The organism is Pollutimonas bauzanensis, assembly GCF_040393045.1.
Classification (GTDB): Bacteria; Pseudomonadota; Gammaproteobacteria; order Burkholderiales; family Burkholderiaceae_B; genus Pollutimonas; species Pollutimonas bauzanensis_A.
In genome coordinates, this window is sequence record NZ_JBEBUX010000057.1 from 1 (window position 1) to 24,272 (window position 24,272).

The 24,272-nt window shown below is 54.7% G+C and carries 26 protein-coding genes; 3 read left to right on the forward strand and 23 right to left on the reverse strand.

Annotation, left to right across the window (positions count from 1 at the left end; genetic code table 11):
- Positions 1 to 263 precede the first annotated feature (263 nt).
- On the forward strand, positions 264 to 1,244 hold the full coding sequence (locus ABWO67_RS10640) for a glycosyltransferase (protein ID WP_353151485.1): 981 nt from the start codon (positions 264 to 266) through the stop codon (positions 1,242 to 1,244).
- Here the strand turns inward: ABWO67_RS10640 and ABWO67_RS10645 are convergent.
- From ABWO67_RS10645 to ABWO67_RS10690, 10 genes are read right to left on the reverse strand one after another with little or no spacing between them, the layout of a single operon-like run.
- The gene (locus ABWO67_RS10645; RefSeq protein WP_353151488.1) at positions 1,234 to 1,539 is read right to left on the reverse strand and encodes a Dabb family protein; all 306 of its coding nucleotides are present in this window, start codon (positions 1,537 to 1,539) and stop codon (positions 1,234 to 1,236) included. The genes ABWO67_RS10640 and ABWO67_RS10645 overlap by 11 nt on opposite strands.
- A 32-nt stretch (positions 1,540 to 1,571) precedes the next feature.
- Complete coding sequence (locus ABWO67_RS10650) at positions 1,572 to 2,351, reverse strand: SDR family NAD(P)-dependent oxidoreductase (RefSeq protein WP_353151491.1); 780 nt, start codon at positions 2,349 to 2,351, stop codon at positions 1,572 to 1,574.
- Positions 2,352 to 2,397: 46 nt separating this feature from the next.
- Positions 2,398 to 3,174, reverse strand: a complete 777-nt coding sequence (locus ABWO67_RS10655; protein ID WP_502929998.1) for an SDR family oxidoreductase — start codon at positions 3,172 to 3,174, stop codon at positions 2,398 to 2,400.
- Positions 3,175 to 3,221: 47 nt separating this feature from the next.
- Positions 3,222 to 3,977, reverse strand: a complete 756-nt coding sequence (locus ABWO67_RS10660) for an SDR family NAD(P)-dependent oxidoreductase (protein ID WP_353151494.1) — start codon at positions 3,975 to 3,977, stop codon at positions 3,222 to 3,224.
- Between the two features lie 3 nt (positions 3,978 to 3,980).
- Positions 3,981 to 5,261 carry a TRAP transporter large permease gene (locus ABWO67_RS10665; protein ID WP_353151498.1) on the reverse strand — a complete coding sequence of 427 codons (1,281 nt, stop codon included), beginning with the start codon at positions 5,259 to 5,261 and terminating at the stop codon, positions 3,981 to 3,983.
- A complete protein-coding gene (locus ABWO67_RS10670; RefSeq protein WP_353151501.1) occupies positions 5,261 to 5,773 on the reverse strand; it encodes a TRAP transporter small permease in 513 nt (170 codons plus the stop codon). The genes ABWO67_RS10665 and ABWO67_RS10670 overlap by 1 nt, the downstream gene beginning before the upstream one ends.
- Positions 5,774 to 5,825: 52 nt before the next feature.
- Positions 5,826 to 6,896: a TRAP transporter substrate-binding protein gene (locus tag ABWO67_RS10675; RefSeq protein WP_353151504.1), complete on the reverse strand. Its 1,071-nt coding sequence runs from the start codon at positions 6,894 to 6,896 to the stop codon at positions 5,826 to 5,828.
- A gap of 6 nt (positions 6,897 to 6,902) precedes the next feature.
- Positions 6,903 to 7,298, reverse strand: a complete 396-nt coding sequence (locus ABWO67_RS10680) for a cupin domain-containing protein (RefSeq protein ID WP_353151507.1) — start codon at positions 7,296 to 7,298, stop codon at positions 6,903 to 6,905.
- Between the two features lie 43 nt (positions 7,299 to 7,341).
- Positions 7,342 to 8,256, reverse strand: coding sequence for a fumarylacetoacetate hydrolase family protein (locus ABWO67_RS10685; protein ID WP_353151510.1), 915 nt, complete (start codon positions 8,254 to 8,256; stop codon positions 7,342 to 7,344).
- 45 nt (positions 8,257 to 8,301) lie between these two features.
- A complete protein-coding gene (locus ABWO67_RS10690; RefSeq protein ID WP_353151513.1) occupies positions 8,302 to 8,973 on the reverse strand; it encodes a GntR family transcriptional regulator in 672 nt (223 codons plus the stop codon).
- 143 nt (positions 8,974 to 9,116) lie between these two features.
- Here ABWO67_RS10690 and ABWO67_RS10695 point away from each other — a divergent pair, with 143 nt between their 5' ends.
- Positions 9,117 to 10,157, forward strand: a complete 1,041-nt coding sequence (locus ABWO67_RS10695) for a LacI family DNA-binding transcriptional regulator (protein WP_353151516.1) — start codon at positions 9,117 to 9,119, stop codon at positions 10,155 to 10,157.
- A gap of 23 nt (positions 10,158 to 10,180) precedes the next feature.
- Here ABWO67_RS10695 and ABWO67_RS10700 read toward each other — a convergent pair whose 3' ends face one another.
- From ABWO67_RS10700 to ABWO67_RS10760, 13 genes are all read right to left on the reverse strand, one after another.
- The gene (locus ABWO67_RS10700) at positions 10,181 to 11,284 is read right to left on the reverse strand and encodes a glycerol dehydrogenase (RefSeq protein WP_353151519.1); all 1,104 of its coding nucleotides are present in this window, start codon (positions 11,282 to 11,284) and stop codon (positions 10,181 to 10,183) included.
- Positions 11,284 to 12,054 (reverse strand): SDR family NAD(P)-dependent oxidoreductase, encoded by a 771-nt coding sequence (locus tag ABWO67_RS10705; RefSeq protein WP_353151522.1) that lies wholly within the window; start codon positions 12,052 to 12,054, stop codon positions 11,284 to 11,286. Before ABWO67_RS10705 ends, ABWO67_RS10700 begins: the two co-directional genes overlap by 1 nt.
- 3 nt (positions 12,055 to 12,057) lie before the next feature.
- The gene (locus tag ABWO67_RS10710) at positions 12,058 to 12,897 is read right to left on the reverse strand and encodes a carbohydrate ABC transporter permease (protein WP_353151525.1); all 840 of its coding nucleotides are present in this window, start codon (positions 12,895 to 12,897) and stop codon (positions 12,058 to 12,060) included.
- The gene (locus ABWO67_RS10715) at positions 12,894 to 13,781 is read right to left on the reverse strand and encodes a carbohydrate ABC transporter permease (RefSeq protein WP_353151528.1); all 888 of its coding nucleotides are present in this window, start codon (positions 13,779 to 13,781) and stop codon (positions 12,894 to 12,896) included. Before ABWO67_RS10715 ends, ABWO67_RS10710 begins: the two co-directional genes overlap by 4 nt.
- On the reverse strand, positions 13,781 to 15,109 hold the full coding sequence (locus ABWO67_RS10720; RefSeq protein ID WP_353151536.1) for an ABC transporter substrate-binding protein: 1,329 nt from the start codon (positions 15,107 to 15,109) through the stop codon (positions 13,781 to 13,783). The genes ABWO67_RS10715 and ABWO67_RS10720 overlap by 1 nt, the downstream gene beginning before the upstream one ends.
- Positions 15,110 to 15,204: 95 nt before the next feature.
- Positions 15,205 to 16,341: an ABC transporter ATP-binding protein gene (locus tag ABWO67_RS10725; RefSeq protein ID WP_353151541.1), complete on the reverse strand. Its 1,137-nt coding sequence runs from the start codon at positions 16,339 to 16,341 to the stop codon at positions 15,205 to 15,207.
- Positions 16,342 to 16,356: 15 nt separating this feature from the next.
- Positions 16,357 to 17,901: a xylulokinase gene (xylB, locus tag ABWO67_RS10730; RefSeq protein ID WP_353151544.1), complete on the reverse strand. Its 1,545-nt coding sequence runs from the start codon at positions 17,899 to 17,901 to the stop codon at positions 16,357 to 16,359.
- A gap of 3 nt (positions 17,902 to 17,904) precedes the next feature.
- Positions 17,905 to 18,192 carry a hypothetical protein gene (locus tag ABWO67_RS10735; protein WP_353151547.1) on the reverse strand — a complete coding sequence of 96 codons (288 nt, stop codon included), beginning with the start codon at positions 18,190 to 18,192 and terminating at the stop codon, positions 17,905 to 17,907.
- A gap of 39 nt (positions 18,193 to 18,231) precedes the next feature.
- Positions 18,232 to 19,737 carry an FAD-binding oxidoreductase gene (locus tag ABWO67_RS10740; RefSeq protein ID WP_353151550.1) on the reverse strand — a complete coding sequence of 502 codons (1,506 nt, stop codon included), beginning with the start codon at positions 19,735 to 19,737 and terminating at the stop codon, positions 18,232 to 18,234.
- A gap of 207 nt (positions 19,738 to 19,944) precedes the next feature.
- A complete protein-coding gene (locus tag ABWO67_RS10745) occupies positions 19,945 to 20,940 on the reverse strand; it encodes a Bug family tripartite tricarboxylate transporter substrate binding protein (protein WP_353151568.1) in 996 nt (331 codons plus the stop codon).
- A gap of 54 nt (positions 20,941 to 20,994) precedes the next feature.
- A complete protein-coding gene (locus ABWO67_RS10750) occupies positions 20,995 to 21,615 on the reverse strand; it encodes an RraA family protein (RefSeq protein WP_353151553.1) in 621 nt (206 codons plus the stop codon).
- 38 nt (positions 21,616 to 21,653) lie between these two features.
- Positions 21,654 to 22,652 (reverse strand): Bug family tripartite tricarboxylate transporter substrate binding protein, encoded by a 999-nt coding sequence (locus ABWO67_RS10755; protein WP_353151556.1) that lies wholly within the window; start codon positions 22,650 to 22,652, stop codon positions 21,654 to 21,656.
- Positions 22,653 to 22,690: 38 nt separating this feature from the next.
- Positions 22,691 to 23,344, reverse strand: coding sequence for an RraA family protein (locus ABWO67_RS10760; RefSeq protein WP_353151559.1), 654 nt, complete (start codon positions 23,342 to 23,344; stop codon positions 22,691 to 22,693).
- 152 nt (positions 23,345 to 23,496) lie between these two features.
- Here ABWO67_RS10760 and ABWO67_RS10765 point away from each other — a divergent pair, with 152 nt between their 5' ends.
- Positions 23,497 to 24,156, forward strand: coding sequence for a GntR family transcriptional regulator (locus ABWO67_RS10765; protein WP_353151562.1), 660 nt, complete (start codon positions 23,497 to 23,499; stop codon positions 24,154 to 24,156).
- The last annotated feature ends 116 nt before the right edge of the window (positions 24,157 to 24,272 follow it).

The window sequence follows — 24,272 nt, forward strand, 5'->3', positions numbered from 1 at the left end:
AACCAGGATATTTACCAAACAGCCTATGCTGATGGCAAAAAACCATTTAATGTAGCGATTACTGTTTGGCGCTTGCGGCGATTCCCACAAACTTAAGGGTTGCAGTGACGCGAACCCAACGACGCCGCAATGCAACAGGAATAAAGTCGCTACAGCATGGACCTTGATTACATCGAAAAGCATGAACGCCTAATCAAGCAAGGGAGAAAGATACAAGTCTATCAGCTCACCTACATCCCAAAACACATAATCTAATGAAATCAATGATGCCTAGAATCGCTATCATATTGCCTGCATTCAACGAAGAACAGACCATCGCCGGCACCATTGAGGCATTTCATGCCGAGATGCCCGATGCCCAGATCGTCGTGGTGGACAATAACTCGCAAGACGCGACTGGCCGGATCGCTGCGGATACATTAGAACGCTTAGGGGCCGCCGGTACAGTCATTCGCGAGGCCAGACAGGGGAAAGGCAATGCGGTGCGCCGCGCTTTTCTGGACATCGACGCCGACGTCTATGTCCTTGCCGATGCCGATCTAACCTATCCGGCGAACCGAATTCATGATCTGATTCTCCCTGTTTTGAACGGGGATGCAGAAATGGTGGTGGGCGACAGGCACTCCGGAGGTCACTACGCATCAGAGAACAAGCGCCCTTTGCATAGTTTTGGGAATGTTCTGGTTCAAAGGCTGGTCAACCGCCTATTCAATGCCTCATTGGTCGATATTATGAGCGGCTATCGGGCTTTCAGCCGATCATTCGTCAAGTCCTACGCTATTCTGGTGGAAGGCTTCCAGATCGACACAGACATGACGCTGCATGCCTTGCATCGCCGAATGCGCATTGTTGAACTACCGGTGGAATACCGTGACCGCCCCGTAGGCAGTGTCTCCAAGCTGCATACGTTTTCAGATGGCATTCGGGTGCTGTTTACCATCGTGCAGATCCTGCGCTACTACCGCCCATTGGCTTTCTTCATGGCACTAAGCATAATCTGTGCCCTTGCTGGCTTGATAGTGGCCGTGCCCGTGTTCGACGATTGGTTCAGTACTCGGTACATAACGCATGTAGCTTCCGCAGTGCTGGCTGCCGCACTTGAAACGATAGCGTTCTTGCTGCTGGCCGTAGGCATTATTCTTGATTCGATTAGCCATCACGAGAAATTGAAAGCAGAATTGCATTACCTGAGCATCCATAGGCGCTCGTCTGCAACCGAGCCGCCAGCAAAGATCAAGTCGTGAATCGAGGCACAGTGCCGTCGTATACCACCACGCGCTCAATATAGTCGGCCATAAACGTTTTCATCGCCACGTGAGCAGGGCTGACTTGGTAGACATCGTGGGCCGCCGAGTCTATGAATGATGAACTCGTCACGTGTGTGTAACCTTGGGATCGGTCCGCTATATTCTCGCCAAAGTGGTAAAGCAGCACGCCCTCGCATTCATTCTTCACGCGTAGGACATACTCGTCCACGGTTCGGAAGAAGTGATCGTCAACACGATCATTGAACTGCATCATGACGATATGCTGAAACATTAAAACTCCTAGAAAATGAAAGACTGTGTCAATTACATCTGCGCCAGCAGCCCACCGTCGATGGCAAGCACGTGGCCGTTCACAAAACTCCCTGCGCGGGATGCAAGGTAAACCACAGCTGGCGCAATGTCCTCAGGCTGTGCCCAGCGCCCCAAAGGAACGGAGTCTTGCAAAAAGTCATTGAATTGGTCACGCTCTTGTAGCGCCACGGTAAACTTCGTCCGCACAAACCCGGGCGCCAATGCGTTGGAGGTTATGCCTTTACCGCCATACTCAACGGCCAAAGACCTGGTGAAGGCTGCCAATGCGCCTTTTGCCGCGGAGTACGCTGATATTCCCGGCATGCTGGCCAGCGCTGCCACTGAGCACATGAGAATGATCCGTCCGTCGCCCTTTTCCAGCATATTGGGAAGTACGGCTCGCACGCAGTTGAATGCGCCATTGACATGTACGTCGAACAGCGACTGCCAGGCCTCGGGCGCCTGATCAATCACGGGCATACGATTCTGATTACCTGCGTTACTGACCAAGATATCCGGTTTCCAGCCATCTTGGCTCAAGCGCGCAACAGCCTCATTCACCGAGTGTGCGTCGGACACATCAAAAGGCGCGCCACAAGCAGCGATCCCTTGCATACTCAGTTTCTCGACCGCTTCGGCGCAAATGGCGTCGGATAAGTCATTAACCACAATACGCGCGCCTGCACTTCCAAGGCTGCATGCGATGGCATAACCCAAGCCAGAAGCCGCACCGGTAATAAGCGCTGTGCGCCCCTGTAAACCAAACGTCGCTGTCAGATAATCAGCCGCCATTCCTTGGCTCCTAAATGTGTACTGTTTTATAAATAGGGCAGCGCCATTAGCGCAATGTCTGTACACCGGCGCAAATATTCATGCATTGACCTGTTACGCTGCGACCTGCTCGCGAAGCTAAAAACAATGCCGTTGCCGCGATGTCTTGCATGGGGACCATACGGTGCAACGCGACATGTTCCAAGACCTCTTTGCGCATTTCATCTTCGGTGATGCCCCGGACACGCGCTTTGGCGGTAACCACTTCTTTTACGCGTTCGCTTTCCACAATGCCTGGCAATATCGCGTTCACGGTAATATCTTGTTCGCCAAGTTCAATGGCAAGACTTTGCACCATGCCGACTACGGCCCATTTTGATGCGGCATAGGGCGTGCGCAAGGGGTAACCCAGCCGGCCGGCCACAGAGCTCAAACTGATAATGGCCGCCCTGTTAGACGCCTGTAAGGCGGGGATCGCGCGGCGTATACACAAAAACTGCCCTCGAACATTGACGGCCATGGTTCTGTCCCAGTCATCGACCGACACATCCGCAACACCCGCTGTTGGACCTGCAATGCCGGCGTTATTAATCAGCACATCCAGGCCCCCGAGCTCACTTAACGCGTGTTCGAACCAAGCATCGACCTCCGTCACAACCGACACGTCCGCCTTGCATATTCCGACAGTTGGCAAGTCAGCTTTTGCCGCGCTCAGTGCCTTGTCGGAAACGTCGCAAATATGGACGTTCGCGCCTTCCGCCACAAATGCTTTTGCAATAGCAAGCCCAATGCCGGAGGCGCCGGCAGAGATCATTACCCGGCAGCCCGCCAAATCATTCTGCATGTTGATATATCCCTTGATCGAAGAGGACTCAAAGTCCTGGGGCTCAATTAATAAATGTGATAACCGCCGTTCACATCCACGGAGGTGCCCGTAATGTACGCAGCAGCGGGAGATGACAGGAAAGCGGCCGTGTAGGCCACGTCACGCGGACTCCCCAGGCGCCCCAGGGGGATTTGCGCGAGCATGCCGTTAACCTGATCCGGAGAAAACTTTCCCTGCGTCATGCCTGTCTCTATTACGCCAGGATTGATGTAGTTGGCCCGGATACCGGATGCTGCGAATTCCCTTGCACAGGCCTTGGTGAAGCTCGCAACCGCGCCCTTCGAGGCCGCGTAGTGCGCTCCCCCTTGAATGCCGCCACCGCGCTGGGCCGCAATCGATGCGATATTGACTATGGCAGCCCCTCTGCGTTTCATCAGCTCCAGGGCAGCGTGCGTCACGTTGAATACGCCCACTGTATTGACCTGAAGCATTTCCTGAAAATCCGCAGCAGTCAGATCAGGGACACGCGTCGCGGCAATAATCCCAGCGCTATTCACCAATACGTCGACAGCGGGAACATGCTCGCCTATTGTTTCAAAGACCGCACGACAGGCATCGTGGTCGGAAACGTCGCATTCCAGTTGCATCCACGGTACTGACGTGCCGCTTTGAAACACCCTGTCCATGGCAAACACCTTCGCGCCAAGCTCGTGCAACAACTCGCACGTGGCATAGCCGATACCCGCGACGGAACCTGCGCCCGTAACAACGGCGTAAGATCCGGAAAACTGTAGCAGCGAACGAGCATTCGTCTTATCCATTCCCTAGTCCATGATCCATTTGAGCGGCGTCAAAACGAGTTGTGGGAACAGGATAAGCAATATCAATGTTACGCACTGTGCAATCAGGAACGGCCATACTCCCACGATGAGATCCACCATTCTGGCTCGCGTTACGCCCGCCACAACGTTCAGCACCGCCCCCACTGGAGGCGTAATCAGCCCGATAGAACATGCCAGCATGAAGACGATTCCGAAATACACGGGATCTATCCCGGCAGCGACGATAGAAGGCAACAATACGGGAATCAGAATCAGGATAATGGGGATCATGTCCATCGCGGTCCCGATGACGAGAACCAAGCCAGCGATAACCAACATGAGCAAGATGGGGGAATCTTTAAAAGGCTCGACAATCGCAGTGACTTGTTGCGGCAACCCGGCAATGGTGATCATCCAGCCAGAGACCAAAGCAGCGGCTACCAGGAACATCACCATGGCGCTCATTTTTGCTGAGTCTAAAAACACTAAGTACAACTCAGGCAAACGGAGTTCGCGATAAATACACGTAGCGACCAGCAAGGCATAAACTGCTGCAACGACCCCGGCTTCTGTCGGAGTGAACACGCCAAACCGCAGACCCACGATAATAATGACGGGGAGCATCAAGGCCCAAAAGCTTTCGAGTACTGTTTTCAGCACAACGCTGCGCTCGATGCGAGGGAGGGGCTGAATATTCTCTTTCCGCGAAAGCAGCCACCAGGTAACGCACAGCGATAGCCCCATCAGAATGCCCGGAAATATACCCGCCATAAACAGCCGGGTAATGGAAATGTTGCCCGTAACGCCAATGATCACCAGTCCAATAGAAGGCGGGATGACAAGCGCAATAATGCCTGAGGACGCGACAAGCCCGCCAGAACGGCCTTTTGAATGGCCCGCTTTCATCATCATCGGCACTAGCAAAGCGGACAACGCAGCGGCGTCTGCAGCAGCGGAACCGGAAAGACTGGCAAGAATACATGCCGCCAATATGGTGACGTAGCCAAGGCCTCCTTTAATATGACCTACAAGCGCAAGGGCCAGATCGACAATTCGCTGCGACAGCCCTCCAGCGTTCATAATGGCGCCGGCGAGCATGAAAAAAGGAACAGCCATTAACGGAAAGCTGTCGGCTCCGTTCAGCAAGTTCTGTGCGACGATTTGGGCGTCGAAGAAATCAAGCTGATACATCAAGGCGACGCCAGTCAATATCAGCGAATAGGCCACCGGCAAGCCAATCGCCAAGCCACCAAACAATACACAAATAAATATCACTAAAGTCATTATTCGGCCCTTGGTTCGGTATTGCTGGCGATTGTGTCGATAGCTTCAGAAGGTGTCTTGATGAGCACATAAAGCTGATGCAACAAGATGCCGCCCGTCGATAACGCGAATACAACCCCGACGCCAAAAAACCATGCCTGCGAGAGGCCAGTTGCAGGCGCAGTCGCGCCCATATTCAACCTGGTCTGATCCACGCTGCCCACCAGAATCAGCCACGTCGCGTATAGCATCAACAACGTGGCAATGATCAGGCATACCTTGCGAGCCATCGGCCTCAATGCCTGAATTACGATGTCAACGCCTAAATGCGCGCGCTCGTGCAATACCAGAATAGACCCAAGAAAAGTCAGCCATACAAAACACCATCGTGAAAGCTCCTCGGAAACCGGAAGCCCGCTATTGAAGGCATAACGCATGACAACGTTTGAGAACACCATGACCACCATGGCGGCCAAACAAGTGACAATGATTATCTTTAATAGCCTGAAGTAGGCTTGAACTAGTTTTGACATCTCTGATGTCCTTCGTTAAAGGCGCGGGCAACCGCCCACGCCTGTTTCTTTATTACTGCTGGGCGCGAACCTTTTGAATTGACGCCAACGCTTGATCTACCAGATCAGCTCCGAGTGCTGCTTTGTATTTCTCGGTAACCGCGTCAGTTGCTTTGACCATACGTGCTTTTTCGTTCGGCTCGATAGTGTTGAACTCAAGGCCGGCCGCAATGAGTTCCTTAACCACGTCTTTTTCCATCTCGCGGCTGACTTGACGGTGGTACGCTTGGGATTCAGTGCAGGCGTCGAGCAAAATGGTTTGCTCATCCTTGCTCAGACGATCCCAGAAACGCTTGCTCGCCATCACTACTGCTGGAAGGTAAACGTGCTTTGTTTCTGTCAGGTACTTCTGAATTTCTTGGTAGCCGCTGCTTTTAGTGACCAAATACGCACTCTCTTGGCCATCAATGGCTTTGGTTTCCAAGGCCGTGTACGTTTCGGGGTAAGGCAAAGGCAGCGGATTGGCGCCGAGCGCCTTGAACGTATCCAAATAAATGCTGTTTTGCAGAGCACGAAGCTTTAAACCCTGAAAATCTTCGAGATTCTTGATCGGGTGCTTGCTGTTCGTGACTTGGCGGAAACCGTAATCCCAATAACACATGCCTACCAGGTTCTTGTCTGCGAATTTATCGAGCAAGGTCTTGCCGACAGGCCCGTCAATGACGGCATCCGCTTCTTCTACCGTCTGGAAAAGAAACGGCAGATCGAAAATGCCAAGTTCCTTGACGTTATTGGCCGCGCCGGCGGTAGACACTACCGTCAATTCGATGATCCCCCCCTGCGCCGACGACATGGCTTGGATCTCGTTGCCCAGCTGAGCATCGGCATAACCGGTAATCTTGAACTTCCCGTCCGTCTTCTTATCAACGATCTCGATGAATTTATTCGTCGCCATGCCAACGGGGTTCGTCTGACTGACGGGATAGCTGAACTTCATACGACGCTCTTGAACGTCTGCAGCAGCGGCTTGATACGACAAACTGGCCATAACGACCGCAGCTGCATAGGTAAAGATACTCTTCATTTGGAACGACATATCATGTCTCCTCTTAGCGTTTTTGGCTTTTAGATGGGGAGCGTGCAAGGCACGCTATTTCAGTTCCTGCCCGGCTAATGAGCCTTCGAGGAATTTATTAGGTTTAAGAAAGAATGAAAGGACTAATGCGCCATTGGGTGAACGGGCAATGTGGCGATTACCTTTTGGACGCCATACGTAGTTGCCTTCAAGCACTTCGCCTTCATCGTCAACAATGCTTCCACTCAGCACATAGGTTTGCTCGATTTCGACGTGCTCATGCAAGGGAAGCTCTGTGCCCGGTTCCCACCGAAACAGCGCTGTCAACAATCCCGTTTCAGGAACGTCCAGCAGGATTTTCATATCAATGCCCGGCGTGGGCGTCGGCTTCCATGGCAGCTGCTCGACGTTTACGTAGCGAGAGGCGAGTTCGCCGGTCGCATAGGGTAAAAGTTCTTTTGGTATGGTCATAAAAAATCTCCTTGGCGTTTGCGGAAACGCGCGTGCGCCCGCGTCAGGCGGCAATGGTGTTGGTTAGGGTGCCAATGTGCTGCACCGTGGCTGAAACGACATCGCCGATGTTCAAACAACGTGGTGGGGTCATAGCAAACCCGACGCCCTTGGGCGTTCCAGTGGCAATAACATCCCCGGGCTCCAGGGTCAGCCCGGCGGAAAGCTGCTCGATAATGGTTTCGATGCTGAATATCATCGATGACGTGTTGTCAGCCTGCCGAAGTTCTCCGTTCACCGTAAGTGAAACGTCCAGGTTGTTTGCATTCTCGACCGCCGCACAATGGACAACCACCGGGCCCATGGGGCAGGTTGTGTCCAGGCTCTTGCCCTTCAGCCATTGACCATGAAGTTGCTGCAGGTTACGCGCCGTAATGTCGTTGACGATGGTGTAGCCAAAGACATACTGCAACGCGTCCTCGCGCGAAATGTTTGTGCCACGTCGGCCGATAACAATTGCCAATTCCACCTCATAGTCGAGGCTGTCAGTCAGGTTGGCATACCGCCGAACATTCGCTCCGTGTCCGATGACGGCCGTGGGCGGTTTCGAGAAGAATTCGATAGCTTCCGGGAAAGTATTGGCTGGCCGGCCTCGGGCAAGATTCCCTTCAATAATGTGTTCGCGATAATTACGGCCCACACAGAAGACGTTTTTAGTCATCTGCAGCGGAGGCAACACGTCAATTTCGCTCAATAAAGGCCAAACCTGGTCAGCTAGCTGAGCGTTCTCGAGACAGGCTTGTATACGCGGGACCGCGTCATCCCCCAAACCAATTAGTTCATTAACGTTCACTGGAACCTGCGCCAAACCGTGCTCTGGGTTTGATCGAAGCAGTGCGGTGAGGTCTATCACCCTGTCACCGTCTGTCAGCACACCCAGCCGCGGCTGGCCTTGATCGGCAAAACTTAAAAATTTCATACGGTACTCAAATGTAGGTTTCGCAGTTAGCGGATTAAACTCAGTTCAGCCGCCTGATGGGCTAGCCAAGGATTGTTTAAAAGCGACATGAAGCGTGTGCACATGCGCTTTTGCCAAGCTTTCTGCCAAATCGGCATCGCGCCGTTCGATGGCATCGATAATGGCCAAATGCTCTCGCAAAGAGTCGCTGCAACGATGCAGACGCTTGATGGTCTGGCGCCGATATGTTGTCTGGCGATGACCGAACGCAGCCCATACGCGCTCGAGCAACAGATTGTTTGCGAGGGCTATGATTTCTTTGTGAAAGGCGACATTAGCCTGGGCATAGGCATCCGCAGCAAACTTTGATTCTTCGATATTCAAGAAAGGTTCGAAAATCGCACGAAGCCGCTCGACATCCCGCTGCGATGCGTTCAGTGCCGCTTCGCGCGTTGCAAAACCTTCGAGGACTTCACGCAACTGGAGCCACTCAATGTATTCCTCGTTTGTCACCGGGCTTAATAACGCCCCCCGGCCTGGTCGCAGGCTTACCATGCCCGTGCTTTCGAGTCGGATTAACGCCTCGCGCACAGGGGTACGGCTAACCCCTAACTGATTCGCAAGATCTTCTTCCCTGACACGAACCGGCTCGGTAATGTCTGACATCATGTCGCGCAGCAAGGCGCTTACATCTTCATATACGGATTGGCCGGTCGGAATTTTTTGTGTGCTATCCATCTATTTTGTATGCAATCCAGATATTATGTACACGAATTCTAATTTTGTATTAATTACGAAGCTATTAGGGAAAGTACTGAAACGGGCAAAGTCACAAGCCCTTCCCTTATAATTCCCTCTTCGAGATACCAGGCAAATAATCCATGCAAAAACGAGGTGCCGTTGCCACGTTAAGTGATGTCGCCGCGTTGGCAGGTGTGGATGTTTCGACCGTCTCCCGTGTGCTGGGTGGCAACAAGAACCAACGCGTACGCGAGGAAACCCGCCAGCGCATTACCGCAGCGGCGCAAACCCTGAACTACCAGCCCAATTTAAGTGCGCGCGGGCTGCGGACTTCGCGCATGTACTCGCTGGGCATTGCCGTGCCGCAACTGGACAACCCTGTTTACTATCAGATCATTCTGGGCGCCGAACGCGCTGCGTTTGAACGCGGCTATTCCCTGGTTATTGCGCACATAGAAGAAAATGCGGCAGACGATGCGGCGTACGCCCGTATCGTGCGCACGAACCGGGTCGATGGCTTGCTGGTCACGACCCTGGACGACAATAGCGCCATTTTGCGTGCCGTTAAGCATGCCGGGGTTCCCTTCATTTTGCTTAACCGTAAAGTAAAGGGCGTGCGCAATTGCTTTTATTTTGATAGCCGGGCTGCGGCGCGCCTAGCTACGCAACACCTAATCAAGCTTGGCCATCGACGCATCGCGCATTTGTCGGGGCAAGTTAACCCGTCTACCGGGCTGGGCCGTTTCGCAGGCTACTGCGATGCGCTGCAAGAAGCCGGCATACCCTTCGACCCTGATTTGGTAGCGGTGTCTGGCTATACCGTTGCCGGCGGCGCCGAAGCGATGAAAGCCATTCTGGCCAAAAACCAGCCTTTGCCCACTGCCGTTTTTCCGTTGACCTTAACCGCGGCAACCGGCGCCATGATGGTATTGCACGCCAACCGGATTTCGGTACCGGAACAGATGTCAGTCATTACCGTACACGATGGTCCCATGGCCGAGGTCATGTTCCCTCAGCTGACCACAGTACGCTTGCCGGTCGAGCAAATGGGCTATGAAGGGGCCCAGGCACTGATTGACCTGATCGATGGTCAACGCAAAGAGGCCAAGCAGCAGTTCGACCCTATTGAGCTTATCTTGCGTTCGTCCACTGCCGCACCGGCACCTGCGGCAGGGTCCTGATCAGACCTGACCGCTTATCGCGTTTATGGACAAGACCGGTTTGCTATCAGACTCGATCCCAGCGCGTCGGCGGCCATTAGCGCAGCCGCAATGCTGTCCTGGCCGGCCGGCGGCGTAATATTGCCGATATACGGCGCCAGACACGTTAGTCGTGCAATATCAAGCACCTCTTCACGCGTGGGCGTAAAGCCCTGAAAATCAGCAAAACATACTGGCAGCCCTAATTGATGCACAAAACGCGCATGCTGCTGGATGCTGGCTGCGGGTTCGTGCTGCGCATACATCTGCACAATGCTGCCAAACGCCACCATTTCGCCATGCAGATAGCTAGCCATGCCCGCATGGGCCGAAAACCCACGGGTCAATGCATGGGCAATAGACAAGCCACCGCTTTCAAACGCCAACCCTGACCATAAGACGGTGGCTTCCACGGCGCGTTCGACATCGTCGTTGGGAACATGATGATCATTGATCTGCTGTAGCGCGGCAGGGCCGTATTCTTTGATGATGCGGTAACACTGCTGCGCCAACAGCCCCGCTGTCGCCAATGGCGGGGTGCCAAAAAAATTGCGCCCGCCTGCCTGCTCGCACTGCGCCACCTCGTCTTTCTTGCTTAACGCATCGCCCAAGCCTGCGGCGAAGAACCTGGCCGGTGCCCGCGACACGATAGCGGTATCCACCAGGACAGCGTCGGGGTTGCGCTTCATTAGCCGCACCTCGCTGACCTTGTGCTTGTCATCGTAAAGAACGATCAGGCGGCTGGTGGGGGAATCATTCGAGGCAATGGTCGGCGCAATAATCAGCCGAGCATTGCATTCACGCGCGATGCCCTTTGCGGTGTCTATGGTTTTGCCGCCGCCGAACCCCACGATGCAATCCGCCTGGGCCAACTGCGCCTGCTGGGTAAGGCTACTGATAATGGCTGCGGTGCACTCCCCCGGAAATTCCAGCACGGGTATATCGACGCCCAATTGGGCGGCAACGGGTTCCCACACGGGTATACGGATAGCGGCATCAACCACCAGCATTGGCTTGCTGCAGCCCAACTCTTGCAATAACGTGGCCAATTGCAGAATGGCGTCGGGGCCTTGTAGGTATCGCCCTGGAAACCCTATGACTTTGGTCATCAATCGCCCCAGTAAAAATCTCGGCGACCGCCGTCTATGCAGACTAAGGCCCCATTGATGAATGCAGCTTGTTCCGACGCCAGGAAGGTAACCAGCGCCGCCACCTCTTCCGGCTTGCAAGTCCGCCCTGTTGGGTTCTGGGCATACAGACGTTGACGCATGTCGTCGCTAAAGCCGGCAATCAACGCCGTTTCGACGTAACCAGGGGCAATCGCGTTAGCGGTGATGCCGTACTCGCCCACTTCCTTCGCCACGGTGCGGGTAAAGCCCGAAATGCCGGCCTTGGCGGCCGCATAATGGGAAACGCCAGGGCGCCCCCCGCCTGTGAAATTCATGGACGAGGTATTGACGATGCGCCCGAAACCGCCTTTGCGCATGTGGGGAATTGCCGCGCGGGTATACAAAAAGGTGCTGCGCAGATGGGACTGGATCATGGCGTCCCAGGCTTCAGCCGGCATGGTTTCGACCGTATAGCTGGGCTTGACGCCTATGCCGGCGTTATTCACCAAAATATCCAGTTGTCCGTAGTGGCCTATAACTCCGTTCACTACAGCCTGTACATCGTCTTCATTGCTGGCATCGCCCGCCACGGGCCATGCAGCTATCCCCTGCTGGCGCAATTGATCTGCGGCGGCGCGGGCCGCCTCGGCGTCGATGTCATTCACAGCAATGCTTACGCCTTCCCCACCCAGCAATTGGGCTTCGGCATAGCCTATGCCGCGAGCGCTGCCGGTAATCAGCGCCACCTTGCCCTTCAATTTAAAATCCATGCATTACCCCTTTACTGCGCCAGCAGCCAGACCTTGAATGAAATAACGACTCAATAACGAAAACATGACCAGCAACGGCAAGGTAATCAGGGTGGCGCCGGCCATCAGTTCGCCCCACCGCGCATCGAAAGACCCCAGAATGGATGCCAGGCCCACGGGCAGGGTTTTAAGGCTGTCGCTGCTGACCAGCACAAAGGCGAACACGTAATCGGTCCAGGACAACAAGAACGAAAAAATCGCCACGGTCACGATGCCCGGCAATGACAACGGCAGCACCACGCGGAAAAAGGCGGACACCCGCGTGCAACCGTCGACCATGGCCGCTTCTTCCAGGTGCATGGGCATTGCCTTGAAGAAGCCCCACAACAGCCAAACACCCAGGGGTATCGTCATCGTGCAGTGCGCGACAATCACGCCCATCAAATTGTCGGCCATGCCCCAGCGCGCAAAAATCGCCAGCAGCGGTATTGCCAGCAGCATGGGCGGGAACATGTAGGCATACAGCATGCCTCCGATAATCAAGGATTTGCCAGGCACCCGGTAGCGCGAGATCACATACGAGACAATGACTGACACTACCAAGCTGATCGCCACCACCACTCCGGCCACAAACAGGCTGTTCATGAACTGCTGCCAATAGTCGGTCAGCCCCAGCAGGTTGCGGTAAGACGCCAGGCCACTGTCTATCGTTGCCGGAATCAGCGTGGGCGCGCTGAATAGGTCTCGCTCGGGCCGAATGCTGGAAACCATCATCCAGTAGATAGGAAAGAACGACCAGACCCCCATCAGCAACACCCCGATGAACAAGCCTGCGCGCCCGGCAAGGGTACGTTTTCCGTTCATGTTTTGGCCTCTTTTTCGTCTAGCGGTACAAAATGGAAGTAAATCGCCAAAAGCACGGTCAACAAGAGAAAGGACAAGGTGGCAACTGCGGCGCCGCCCCCCAGATCAAACTGCAGGAAGGCCTTGCGGTAAGCCAGTATCGGCAGGTGTTCCGTGGCGCTTAATGGCCCGCCCTTGGTCAACAACCAGATAATGTCGAACTTGTTGAACATCCAGATGCTGCGCAACAAAATCACAACCATCAGCATCGGGGCAACCATGGGCAGCGTGATATGGAAAAAGCGCATGATGGGGCCAGCGCCATCGACACGCGCGGCCTCGTATTGGGAAACCGGTACGGTCTGCAAAGCGGCCAGAAAGCATATCGTGACAAACGGCGTCCATGTCCAGACGCTGGCCAGAATCACAATCAGCATGGCCGAGACAGGGTTCTCGAACCAATGCGGTCGGCCAAAGCCCAGGCTCTGGGCCCAGTGCGTCCATAAGCCCAGGCTGCCGTCCAGCAACCATTGGGCGGTAATGGCGATAACGACCGTGGGCAACAGGTAAGGCAAAATTGCCACCCCACGCATCAATGCCCTGCCCGGAAAGGCCTGGTTCAGCAATAGCGCAAAGGCAATGCCCAACAAAACCTGCAGGGCGATAGACGCTATCGAGAACACCAGCCCTATGCCCAGGGCATGCCAAAAAGCGGGCTCGACAATAATGCGGGCATAGTTAGCAAACCCCACCCAGGTTCGCGGCGACACAAAGGTTTTCGCCTCGAACAAACTGAGCTGTATGGCATACAGCGCCGGCCCAAGAATCAATAGCAGCGTCGCCGACACGCAGACGATAAAGACAACAAGCAGTCGGCGATCGCTGGCGGATTTAAAGGACTGCATTACAAAACCGTTCGATACTTCGCCGCCGCAATGCCCAATGCCTCTTCTGCCGGCATGTCTTTGAGCAGGCGGTTCTGGACCGCTTCCAGGATGGCGTAGGTTTCAAACATCTTGGCCGGCCGCAAATCGATCTTTGGTCCTTCGGTATCGACCGACCTGATAATGACGTCCTTGCGAGTCAGAATGCTCTTCATGAACTCGACGAGTTCTGCATGTTTCTTGATCAGCGGGTTGGCCAGCCAGCGCGGATCATCGTATAAGTCCATGCGCGCCGGCTGGAAGTGCAGCGGTGCCGAATGCAGGAAATTAATATAGTGGTTCTCGGTAAACCATTCCATGAACTTCAGCGATTCTTCGCGTTGCGGCGTATCAAGCACCACCCATCCGTCATAGCCATGGTTTACGGCTTTGCTCTTGCCCGCGCTATCGGGGTACATGAATACGCCTGTTTTGCCGGCCAGATCAGGCGCCCGTTGCTCCAACACCTCCATCAAGCGTCCAGCGTATGGCGCATGGGCGATCTGCCCGCCTGAAAACTGACCCAGAACGGTGGCGAACACTGCTTGAGTCATGCCTGGAGGCATCGTGGGATACAGCTGCTTCATCATGTCCAGATAGCCGATGACCTTGGGCTTCATGGCCGGGCTATCCAGGATCAGTTTGAAATTGTCGTCCAGCATAGCCACGCCATCGGCCCACATATAACCCAGCGACATCCACTGCGCGGCTTGATTGGCGCCCAAGGGCTGTGACGAACCAAAGACGTTGTCGCCAGTCAGCGCCTTGGCGTTATGCACCATTTCATCCCAGGTGTCAGGTACTTTCAGGCCCTTTTGCTGATAAAGGTCTTTGCGGTAGTAGAGCCAGCAAAAGTTGTAGTCATAGGGGTACCAATAATCTTCATTATTGATGGGGTAGGTAATGCGCGGGCCCCACTTATGGCGGTTTACCAGCGATGTAATGGGAACCAGCTTGCCCGCCTCTGCCAGAATCAACACGTGCCCGGCAAAGGCCAGGGTTCCGATGTCATACGAGTTGCCCGATGAAATGGCAGCTTGCAGCTTGCCAAAGGAATCATCCGACGGAACGGTATCGATAATGACTTTGACGCCTGTTTTCTTTTCATATTCGTCTGCCGCATTCCGCAAAGCCTGCACCGAATCGCGCGACGGCTCGCCATTCAGAAAGCGGATGGTCTTTTGCTGTTGGGCATGAATGGCGGGCGCCCCCAATACCGCTGCGCCGGAAGCTGCCGCCATCAACAAGGTACGGCGCTTGGCACTAAAAGAGGTGCCGGCGGAGGAAGCACTGTTATTGTCATATTTCATTGTTGTCTCCTGTGTAGGCGCTTAAACGCCCTTTTTTGGTAAATGGCGTATCTTTCTTTGAAGATGTGCTGCTATCAGGTACTACCGTGATGATGCTAGGGACTTAACAGGCTTTCGCCGGTTTCTTTGGAAAAAAGGTGGATACGATCAGGTTGCACTGAAAGCGTGCACGGGGCGGCAACGGCCACATCATGCAGCCGCTCGCACAACACGCGCAGATGCTGCGCCGCAGGCGTCGAACAAACCAGCACCGTTTGGGCGCCCATTTGTTCAATAAGCCTTACTTTGCCCTGGATATGGATGGGGTCGCCGGCCGCCTTACTGCCAGTGGACGACGTTGCCGCTGCCTCTGCAGCGCCCAGGCGTATATGCTCCGGCCGTATGCCTAGTGTCGCGGCCCGTTCCTGGCGCACTGCCTGGCCGCTAAGCCGGTGCTCGGGCAAGGCAATTTCGAAGTCAGCCGCACGAAAGCATGGCTTGCCCTCGTTGATACAGACCTTGCCATCGATAAAGTTCATTTCCGGCGCGCCCAGGAAGCCGGCTACAAACACATTCGCCGGACTATCGTAAATTTCCAATGGCGTGCCTATTTGCTGGGCCTTGCCCCCATGCATGACGACTATCCTGTCGCCCAGCGTCATCGCTTCGACCTGATCGTGCGTCACATACACCATGCTGGTGCCTATGCGCTTATGCAACAGGCCGAGTTCTTCGCGCATATGGACACGCAACTTGGCGTCAAGATTGGATAGCGGTTCATCCAGCAAAAAAGCATCAGGTTTACGCACCAGCGCCCGTCCCAACGACACGCGTTGCATTTGCCCTCCCGATAACTGGCGCGGCTTGCGATCCAGCAAGTTTTCTATGCCCAGCATTTCGGCCGCCCACTTCACCTGCTGCTCGATTTCCGCCTTGGGCGTTTTACGCATGCGCATGCCAAAGGCCAGGTTCTCGTAGACAGACTTATGGGGATACAAGGCATAGTTCTGGAAAACCATGGCGATATTCCGGTCTTTAGGTTCCAGATTAGTGACGTCCCGGCCGCCAATAGATATCCTGCCGCCGCTAATGTCTTCCAGACCGGCAATCATGCGCAAGGTAGTCGATTTCCCACAGCCAGACGGCCCAACAAAAACGACGAACTCACCGTCTTTGATATCGAGCGACATGGACTCGACCACGGTCAAGGATCCGTAACGCTTATGTACCTGATCGAGAACAATATCTGCCATGCTTTACCTCGCCGCCTACGCGGCAACCGCCTGTTGAACCGCTAAACCGGCCAGGCCATGATTCACTTTCTCCAACCCCGATTGCGCCTGCTTGTACAGCGTGAAAAGCTCGTCGTAAAAGGCCACCCGATCAGGATCCGGTGCCGCGCAGGCAATGACTTCAGCGCATGCGGCCGCTGCCTGCTCGTCGGCGAAAACCCCTACGCCCACACCGGCCAGCAGCGCCGCGCCAAAAGAGGCGTCCACCGTTCTGGGAAGCAACACTTCCAAGTTGAGTATGTCGGCAACAATTTGCCGCCACACCGCACTGTGCGCACCACCGCCAATAATCCGGGCCCGGGCAATAGGCATGCCCAGTACGCGGAATTGCTCCAGCACATCGCGCAAAGCAAAGGCAATACCTTCATACAACGCACGCACCAAGTGGGCGCGGCCATGCGCAAAGGTCAGTCCGACAAAATCGGCCCGCAACAACGGATCCCAATAAGGCGCGCGCTCTCCTTGCAGATAAGGATGAAAAAGCAGCCCTTCCGCGCCCGGCGCGATCGTGCCTGCCATCTCGTCCATGGCGGCAAAGGCCGCGCTGCCATCGGTTCCGGGCTCCATGAAGAACTTGTCGCGCAACCAGCGATGCGCCGACGCACAGCTATTCGTACCGCTGATGGAGTACCAAAGTCCCGGCACAACCAGCGGATAATTAATCAGGCTGGGATCCACCCTGGGCTGCTCGGCCACCACACTGACCGTACCTGCGGTCGCCAGCTTGATCGTGCCATCGCCCGGGCACACGGAACCCGCGCCAAACGTTTCGATTGACGTGTCCGATGTACCGCACACGACAGGCGTGCCGGCTTTCAACCCCGAGGCTTGCGCCGCTGCTTCGCTGACGTGACCGACGATGCTTTTGGGCGAGGTGATGGGCGGCAAGGTCGAGCGGTCCCACCCAATCATGGCGCAAAGCGCCTCCGACCACTCGTTACGTGTCGCATCGAAAAGCAATGTCCCAACCGCTTCGGTGCGGTCGGTAACCCAATCCCCAGTCAGTTGGGCGCGCAGCCAATCTTTGGCGATGTAGACACGGCGCGTGGCTTTGACCACTTCAGGCTCATGTTCTTTAAGCCAAAGCAATTGCGGCATCGTCCAGGTAGGGGTCGGACGATTCAGCGACAACTCAAGTATGCGATCCCCATGCTGTTGCTGCAGGCGGTTTGCCTGATCACCACTGCGTTGATCGCTCCACAAAATAGCGGGCCGCAACACGTCGCCGTGTTCGCCTACCAATACCGGAGTATGCGCACCCGCGCTAAACGACACCGCCGCGATCGCATCGGCCCCAATACCCGCCTGCGCAAGCGCTTTGGGCACCGTCGTGCATAGAGCGCGCCACCAGTCTTCGGGGTTTTGTTCGCTCCAGCGCACTTGCGGGGAATGCGTCGTAATGTCCGCCGATGCACTACCGGCGACTTCGCCACGGCTACTGACGACCATGGTCTTTAAGCTGCCTGCCCCCATATCAATGCCCATCAACCACACTTCTGGATTTCCGCCTGTGCCATGCATGAGTCAGGCCTCCGTCGCAGCTAGCACGTCGTCGAGCAGCGCGGGGATGTCCATGCCATAGACGCAGTGCCCACGACTGGCAATAGCGGCAGCGCGCCGGCTTAGTACGCTATTGGTCGCGTCATCATGTGGCAATTGCTTTTTCAGCACCGCGATAGTCAGCAAGCACAACGCGGACGGCGTCTGCGACTCGATCTGCACAGGGTCTTGGGCCGGGTACGACGGACGACAGATATTGGGACAGAATGCACAGGTATAAAGCTTGGTGCGTGCCTCTTCGGTAACGGCCATGACCACTCCTGGAATAAACGATTCGTGAATAAACCCAGATCAGACAGTATCGGCGCCGACGGCCGGCCGCAATCCCAATTTCCCCGGATTCAGCAGGTTATCGGGGTCAATCCCGTCTTTTAATATTTGCAATAAATCCATTCCGGTGTTGAGCTCTTCCCGCAACCATTGGTTTCGAAACAGGCCCGCGCCATGATGATGCGCAATAGAGCCGCCATGTGCCAGGCACAGGCGCTCGACGGTGTCCCAGGCCTGGCGGTGCAACGCGAAGGCGGTCCCTTCGTCCATCGGCGGCAGGCGCATCGTCATGTACTGGCAGGCGCCTTCAGAATAGATATGCGACCAGTGCGCCCCAAAATAAAACTCGGGATGCAAGGCGTGCACAGCGCGACTGATCTCGGCATACATGGCCGACAGGCCGCTCCAGGTGCCCGTTACTTCAATCGTGTCCATGAAGTAGCCTTCGGTTTGCCACTTGATCGAGTATGAGCTGTAGCGATTTTTCTCCCACTCTTCGTAAGGAGAAGAATCCGCCACCACGGCGCCATGGGACTGGCAAATTTTTACCGATAGATCGCGTTCCAGCTCAGCCATTTCATGCAGGCCCGAGAACTTCAAAATACAGAGAATCGGCTTTTCCCTGAACACAGGCAATTTTGCCGTGCGCTGCTGGCTTTCTTCCATATCGTACAAACGCATCACCATCGGCCTGAGTTCACTTTGCATGATGCCCCGCAATGCATCAAAACCCGCATCAAGCGTGGGGAAAGCCAACACGACCCCCAGCTCGTGCTCCGGCAAACGCCAGATACGCATGGTCAACTGTGTGATGAACCCGAATACACCCTCGGACCCCACCAGCATATCCTTGATACTAGGGCCAACAGACCGACGCGCAACCGGCCGAACGTCCAATGACTGCCCGTTTGCCAGCACCGCCTTTAGCCCCACAACAATATCCTCGATCTTGCCGTAACGGGATGACGCCTGCCCCGCCCCACGGCAAGCAGCCCAGCCGCCGACAGTGGACATATAGATGGATTGAGGCAGATGCCCCGACGTATACCCGCGCTGATTTAACGCCTCTTCAAACTGACCGCCGTTCATGCCCGCCTGCACCGTTACCGTGCCGTCGAGATCATTCAACGCCACAATACGATTCATGCGTTTAAGGTCGACAACCACCTCGCAGTTAAGCGGAATGGTTCCACCCAACACACCCGACCCCGCGCCAAAAGGAATCAGCGCAATCTTTTCCCTGATTGCCAGGCTGACGATAGCGATCAGTTCGGCTTCATCAGCAGGACAGACGATGGCAGCGGGCAAGGTACAGGGCAACTTGCCGCCGCGCAGGCGAAACAAACCATAAGGAAGGCGGTCACGGCAATAAGCGTAGCGGTCCGCATGCGACGTCAGGAAGTAGGTCGTGCCGACAATATCGGCAAAGGCTGCGCATATTGGCGCGGAAAGGTCTTCCACGCGCCAGCCAGGCGGTAGCCCCGCTTCTGCCCCACCAACATTATTGAAAGACGCCTGTTTGGTCATGCCTGCTCCCTTTTTATGTCGATCCGTCCGCGTTTGAGCAAACGATTGTTCATATTGCCGGAAAGGCGGGGTTGGTGTCAACGGTTTTTTTGGGGGAGTTGAGATTGGGTCTGAGACAAACACCCTATTGCCAGGGTCGGGTGCTGGTGTCGGATTACGGGCCGAAGGCCCTAATCCGACTTGCGTTTCACTAGCGTCAACGCATCGTTACTCCATTTTGGCGCCCGATATTTTGATCAGCTCGCCATAACGCTTGAGCTCATCAGCCATGAACATAGAAAACTGTTCGGAAGTTTGTGCGTCTGGAACCTGGGCACCCATCCCTTCCAGACGTTGCTTAACCTCTGGACTTTGCACCACCACATTAATTTCTTTGTTCAGCAGTTCTACGATGTCAGTGGGGGTTCCAGCTGGCGCCAAAATGCCATACCAGGCCGACGCGTTCATACCCTCTAGACCTTGCTCCTTGAAGGTGGGAACATCGGGTAAAGCGGCTAAACGTGTTTCAGAAGCGACTGCCAAGGCACGCAATGCCCCTCCCTTGACCTGCCCGACTGACCCGGTATCCAACATGAAATCAAACTGACCGGCCAGCAAGTCGGACACGGCTGGGCCACTGCCTTTGTAAGGGACATGAACGATGTCCATTTTCGTCAGGTGCTTTAACAGCGAAGCAGCCAGGTGTTGCGATGAGCCTACGCCTGCAGAGCCGTAGTTCAAGACGCCAGGCTTAGCTTTCGCCGCGTCGAGCAACTCTTGAAACGTGGTGTATTTGGAGTCTTTGTTGACTTCCAGTACGTTGGGAATCGAAGCCACGAACGCAACAGGTGCGAAGTCGCTTTCAGGCTTAAAGCCTAGTTGCTTATATAAATAAGGGTTGGCTGCATTTGTTGAGCTTGTGGCAACCAACAAGGTGTAGCCATCGGCCTTTTCGCGAACAAATGCCGATGTGCCAATGTTCCCGCCAGCCCCACTACGGTTCTCTACGACGACCGGCTGACCTATGCGTTCGCTTAATCCTTTGGCAATGAAACGCCCCAGCACATCAGTGGCCCCGCCGGGAGCCCACGGCACAATCAGCTTGATGGCGCGCTCTGGGTAGGTAGCGGCAACGCTGGCAGAAGCGGCCGCAACACCGATCAAACCTACTGAAGCGGCAGCAATAGCACGCTTGAACTTACTGGAAACAGAATTAGAAATCATCACGTCATGGTCCTCTTTACTAAAATCACTTGGGGAAAAGGGATGCAAGGCGAACTAAACCAGTTGCGCATCCAACGCGGCCGTGATCCAGGCATCGTCGTAAACACCTTTGGCAATTCCAGCCAAGACGTCTGTCTCTACAGAGATTTTCTTACGGCTAAGCGCGGCAACTTCTTGCGCAAAAGCCCGTGGAATGAAGACCACGCCATCGCAGTCACCCACCACAATGTCGCCAGGGTTAACAACACACCCGTCGATCACCACAGCAATATCTTGCTCGCCCGGCCCATTTTTCAAAGGCCCGATGTGGGTTATTCCTTTGGAGTAACAAGGAAAATTGTGAGTTTTAAAAGCATCGCTGTCGCGAATGGCGCCATTGATGACAAAGCCCGCAACACCGCGCATTTTGGCAACACTCATCATGATTTCGCCAACCAAGGCGCGATCAACATGACCTTCGCCGTCCACCACCAGCACTTGGCCCGGCTTGATCTTGCGCAGCGCGTCATGGATGTATAAATTATCGCCGGAGCGCACCTTGACCGTATAGGCGCTTCCCACCAGGCCGCCGCTAGCATGCCGGGGTACAAGGCTGTATGCACCGGCAATTCTACGCATCGAATCGCTGATAATCGACGAGGGCACACCCTCGAATAGTTGAGCTAAGGTATCCATTACGGATGTCTCCAAAAATATATCCAGATCGTCTGGGGTTAGTCTACTTTTGCACCGGACCGCTGGACCACTTCCGTCCACACAGGCGCTTCCTTGGCAATGAAATCGGTAAACTGCTGCGCCGAGCTGGCAACATCCGACGAGCCCATCTTATTTAGCGCCTCGACAGAGTTCGGCGCCAGCAAGGCAATATTTACCGCCTTGTTAAGCTGTTCGACGATAGGCTGTGGGGTGTGCGCAGGAGCAAAAACCCCATACCAATTTTCAATGACAAACCCGGGGAAACCAGACTCCACCATGGTGGGAGTATCGGGCAAGACCTTGGTTCGGGTTGCGCTGGTGGTGGCCAAAGGACGCACGGCACCCGACTTGATATGAGGCAATAGCACTGTGGTTGTTTCGAAGGCGATAGGAACATGCCCTGCAATAACGTCAGTCAAAGCGGGACCTTGGCCACGATACGGAATATGCAGCATTTCAACCGACTTGCTTTGCTTAACCAGCTCGCCCGCCAAATGCTGAGGACTGCCACTGCCGCCCGATGCAAAACTGTATTTTTCGGGGTTTTTCTTTAATTCGTCCAATAGTTCACCAGGAGTGGTGGCCGCCAGCTTGGATGGGTTGACGTATAGCACTAGCGGCACGGCCGCCACTTCGGCGATAGGGGTCAAGCTTTCGACCGGGTCCAGGCGCAATTTATACAGGTTACGGTTAATGACGACGCCAGTATTGTTTCCCAATAGCAGCGTGCAGCCATCAGGCTTGGCGCGCCCTACAAACTCAGTCCCGATATTGCTGCTGGCGCCAGGCTTGTTATCGACGATAACGGGTACACCCAGTTCTTTTTGCATGGTCGGCGCAAGCATGCGCGCAAGTATGTCGGTAGTGCCGCCAGGTGGATAGGGAGAAACAATCGTGACGTTGGCGCACTCAAGCTTCTGGGCCCATGCCGAACTACCTGCTGCCATAGCCAAGGCGGTGAATACCATGGTCGTCAAGATCTTCATTTTTTTATTTTGTCGCTGATTTTTTTGCATTGTCATCTCCTGAATAATATTGTTCGGACATACCCATATCATCTACGTCGTTGCAGTGTGTGGTAACCAAGCTTTTCTCTGGCCGCTTTCAGGGTTGAACCATCTATAACGGCTTTCAGAATGTCTTTTTCTACCAAGTGAGTCTGTAATGCACGCTCAAGAACTTCTGTGACCCTGGCCAGCGGTATCACGACGATGCCGTCTCGGTCGCCAACAACAATATCGCCGCGGTTGACGCGTACTTCGCCCAGCGAAACGCTTGCGCCGACGGCCTCTACCTGGACGCGATCCTTGCCAGTGCGCATGAATACACCACGGCTAAAAATGGGATAGGCGCACTCAACGGCCTCATCCGAGTCTCGGCAAACTCCGTTAATAACGGTGCCGGCAATACCCCTGGCTTTGGCGATTTGGCTAAGAATGCCGCCCCATACGGTGCAGTCTGTACGCCCGGAGTTGTCCAGGACAATGACATCGCCTTCTTGGACGTCGTCAATAAAATCGCCAACCGTGCCCACTGCGCCCGGATCAACCGGAGCGAAGCGCACGGTAAAGGCTGGCCCCATTATGCGATGCGCCCCTGTGACGACCGATAACCCGTGAGCGCTACCTGGCAATCCAAAGTAATCCAACGCGTCCGATATTTCGGCATTTGAAAGCACTTGATATTTCGGATCTGCCCAGTGGCTCATCGTTCGTCCTCATTAATTTCAACAGTCAATCTTATATACATTGTCAGACAATTTACCATACAAGGACTTATAGATGGGAGATACACTTGCAGGCAGTGGTACAACCTTGTTTTCCGAATAACCTCATACACGTATTGGTTTACGCTTAGACCATGACACTGAAACGTTCACAAGTTGCCAAAAAAGTAAGAGAAGAAATTCTGGCCGGAAACCTTCGTCCGGGTGAACACCTTACAGAAAAGGCCTTGTGTGAATTAACACAAGCCAGTCGATCCTCGGTGCGAGAAGCATTGCAGCTACTGGAGCAAGAAGGCTACGTAACGAACCAACCCAATCGAGGCGTTCGCGTGGCAACGCTTGAAGTGCAGGAAGCTGCGGACATCTATCAGGTGCGCTCGGTACTGGAGGGATTGGCCGCAAGAAACTTCATCAATATGGCTACCCCTGCCCAAAGGCAAAAGCTAGATCAAACCCTGCTTGATTTGGCGTTGGCTGTAGAAAAGCAAAATGTTGGCGAACAATTAAAAGCCATCGAGCTTTTCTACGAAGCGTTACTTGAAGGTTGTTATAACCGAGTGCTGAAAGACAGCCTGAATGAATTACACGGCAAAATCTCACGCTTGCGCGCAACGTCCATCCTTAGCACTGGCCGTATCAAAAATACGCTGAAAGAAATGTCCTGCATAGGCGCTGCAATACGCGCCAACGATGAAGAGCAAGCATGGCAAGCCTGCATCGAACACATGAAAGCGACATCCGCCGTGGCTATTAGAATGATCAGCTATTTGAATGAGCGCAGTAAGTCGGATTAGGCACGCAACGCCATAATCTGACATCATCACAACGGCTCTAACGCCCAGGAAACCTTCAGCGCCATGCTCACCACTCTAAACGCCACCCTCTCTCAAGTGCTTCTGTTGCCTGGCAT

Coding starts and splice junctions, on each gene's coding strand:
- ABWO67_RS10745 (WP_353151568.1), bottom strand. CDS start 20,940: ATGATTTCTAATTCTGTTTCCAGTAAGTTCAAGCGTGCTATTGCTGCC.
- ABWO67_RS10690 (WP_353151513.1), bottom strand. CDS start 8,973: ATGGATAGCACACAAAAAATTCCGACCGGCCAATCCGTATATGAAGAT.
- ABWO67_RS10680 (WP_353151507.1), bottom strand. CDS start 7,298: ATGACCATACCAAAAGAACTTTTACCCTATGCGACCGGCGAACTCGCC.
- ABWO67_RS10735 (WP_353151547.1), bottom strand. CDS start 18,192: ATGGCCGTTACCGAAGAGGCACGCACCAAGCTTTATACCTGTGCATTC.
- ABWO67_RS10725 (WP_353151541.1), bottom strand. CDS start 16,341: ATGGCAGATATTGTTCTCGATCAGGTACATAAGCGTTACGGATCCTTG.
- ABWO67_RS10720 (WP_353151536.1), bottom strand. CDS start 15,109: ATGAAATATGACAATAACAGTGCTTCCTCCGCCGGCACCTCTTTTAGT.
- ABWO67_RS10715 (WP_353151528.1), bottom strand. CDS start 13,781: ATGCAGTCCTTTAAATCCGCCAGCGATCGCCGACTGCTTGTTGTCTTT.
- ABWO67_RS10645 (WP_353151488.1), bottom strand. CDS start 1,539: ATGTTTCAGCATATCGTCATGATGCAGTTCAATGATCGTGTTGACGAT.
- ABWO67_RS10655 (WP_502929998.1), bottom strand. CDS start 3,174: ATGCAGAATGATTTGGCGGGCTGCCGGGTAATGATCTCTGCCGGCGCC.
- ABWO67_RS10740 (WP_353151550.1), bottom strand. CDS start 19,737: ATGACCAAACAGGCGTCTTTCAATAATGTTGGTGGGGCAGAAGCGGGG.
- ABWO67_RS10705 (WP_353151522.1), bottom strand. CDS start 12,054: ATGGATTTTAAATTGAAGGGCAAGGTGGCGCTGATTACCGGCAGCGCT.
- ABWO67_RS10665 (WP_353151498.1), bottom strand. CDS start 5,261: ATGACTTTAGTGATATTTATTTGTGTATTGTTTGGTGGCTTGGCGATT.
- ABWO67_RS10760 (WP_353151559.1), bottom strand. CDS start 23,344: ATGAGCCACTGGGCAGATCCGAAATATCAAGTGCTTTCAAATGCCGAA.
- ABWO67_RS10650 (WP_353151491.1), bottom strand. CDS start 2,351: ATGGCGGCTGATTATCTGACAGCGACGTTTGGTTTACAGGGGCGCACA.
- ABWO67_RS10695 (WP_353151516.1), top strand. CDS start 9,117: ATGCAAAAACGAGGTGCCGTTGCCACGTTAAGTGATGTCGCCGCGTTG.
- ABWO67_RS10765 (WP_353151562.1), top strand. CDS start 23,497: ATGACACTGAAACGTTCACAAGTTGCCAAAAAAGTAAGAGAAGAAATT.
- xylB (WP_353151544.1), bottom strand. CDS start 17,901: ATGCATGGCACAGGCGGAAATCCAGAAGTGTGGTTGATGGGCATTGAT.
- ABWO67_RS10755 (WP_353151556.1), bottom strand. CDS start 22,652: ATGCAAAAAAATCAGCGACAAAATAAAAAAATGAAGATCTTGACGACC.
- ABWO67_RS10710 (WP_353151525.1), bottom strand. CDS start 12,897: ATGAACGGAAAACGTACCCTTGCCGGGCGCGCAGGCTTGTTCATCGGG.
- ABWO67_RS10685 (WP_353151510.1), bottom strand. CDS start 8,256: ATGAAATTTTTAAGTTTTGCCGATCAAGGCCAGCCGCGGCTGGGTGTG.
- ABWO67_RS10750 (WP_353151553.1), bottom strand. CDS start 21,615: ATGGATACCTTAGCTCAACTATTCGAGGGTGTGCCCTCGTCGATTATC.
- ABWO67_RS10660 (WP_353151494.1), bottom strand. CDS start 3,977: ATGGATAAGACGAATGCTCGTTCGCTGCTACAGTTTTCCGGATCTTAC.
- ABWO67_RS10670 (WP_353151501.1), bottom strand. CDS start 5,773: ATGTCAAAACTAGTTCAAGCCTACTTCAGGCTATTAAAGATAATCATT.
- ABWO67_RS10640 (WP_353151485.1), top strand. CDS start 264: ATGATGCCTAGAATCGCTATCATATTGCCTGCATTCAACGAAGAACAG.
- ABWO67_RS10700 (WP_353151519.1), bottom strand. CDS start 11,284: ATGACCAAAGTCATAGGGTTTCCAGGGCGATACCTACAAGGCCCCGAC.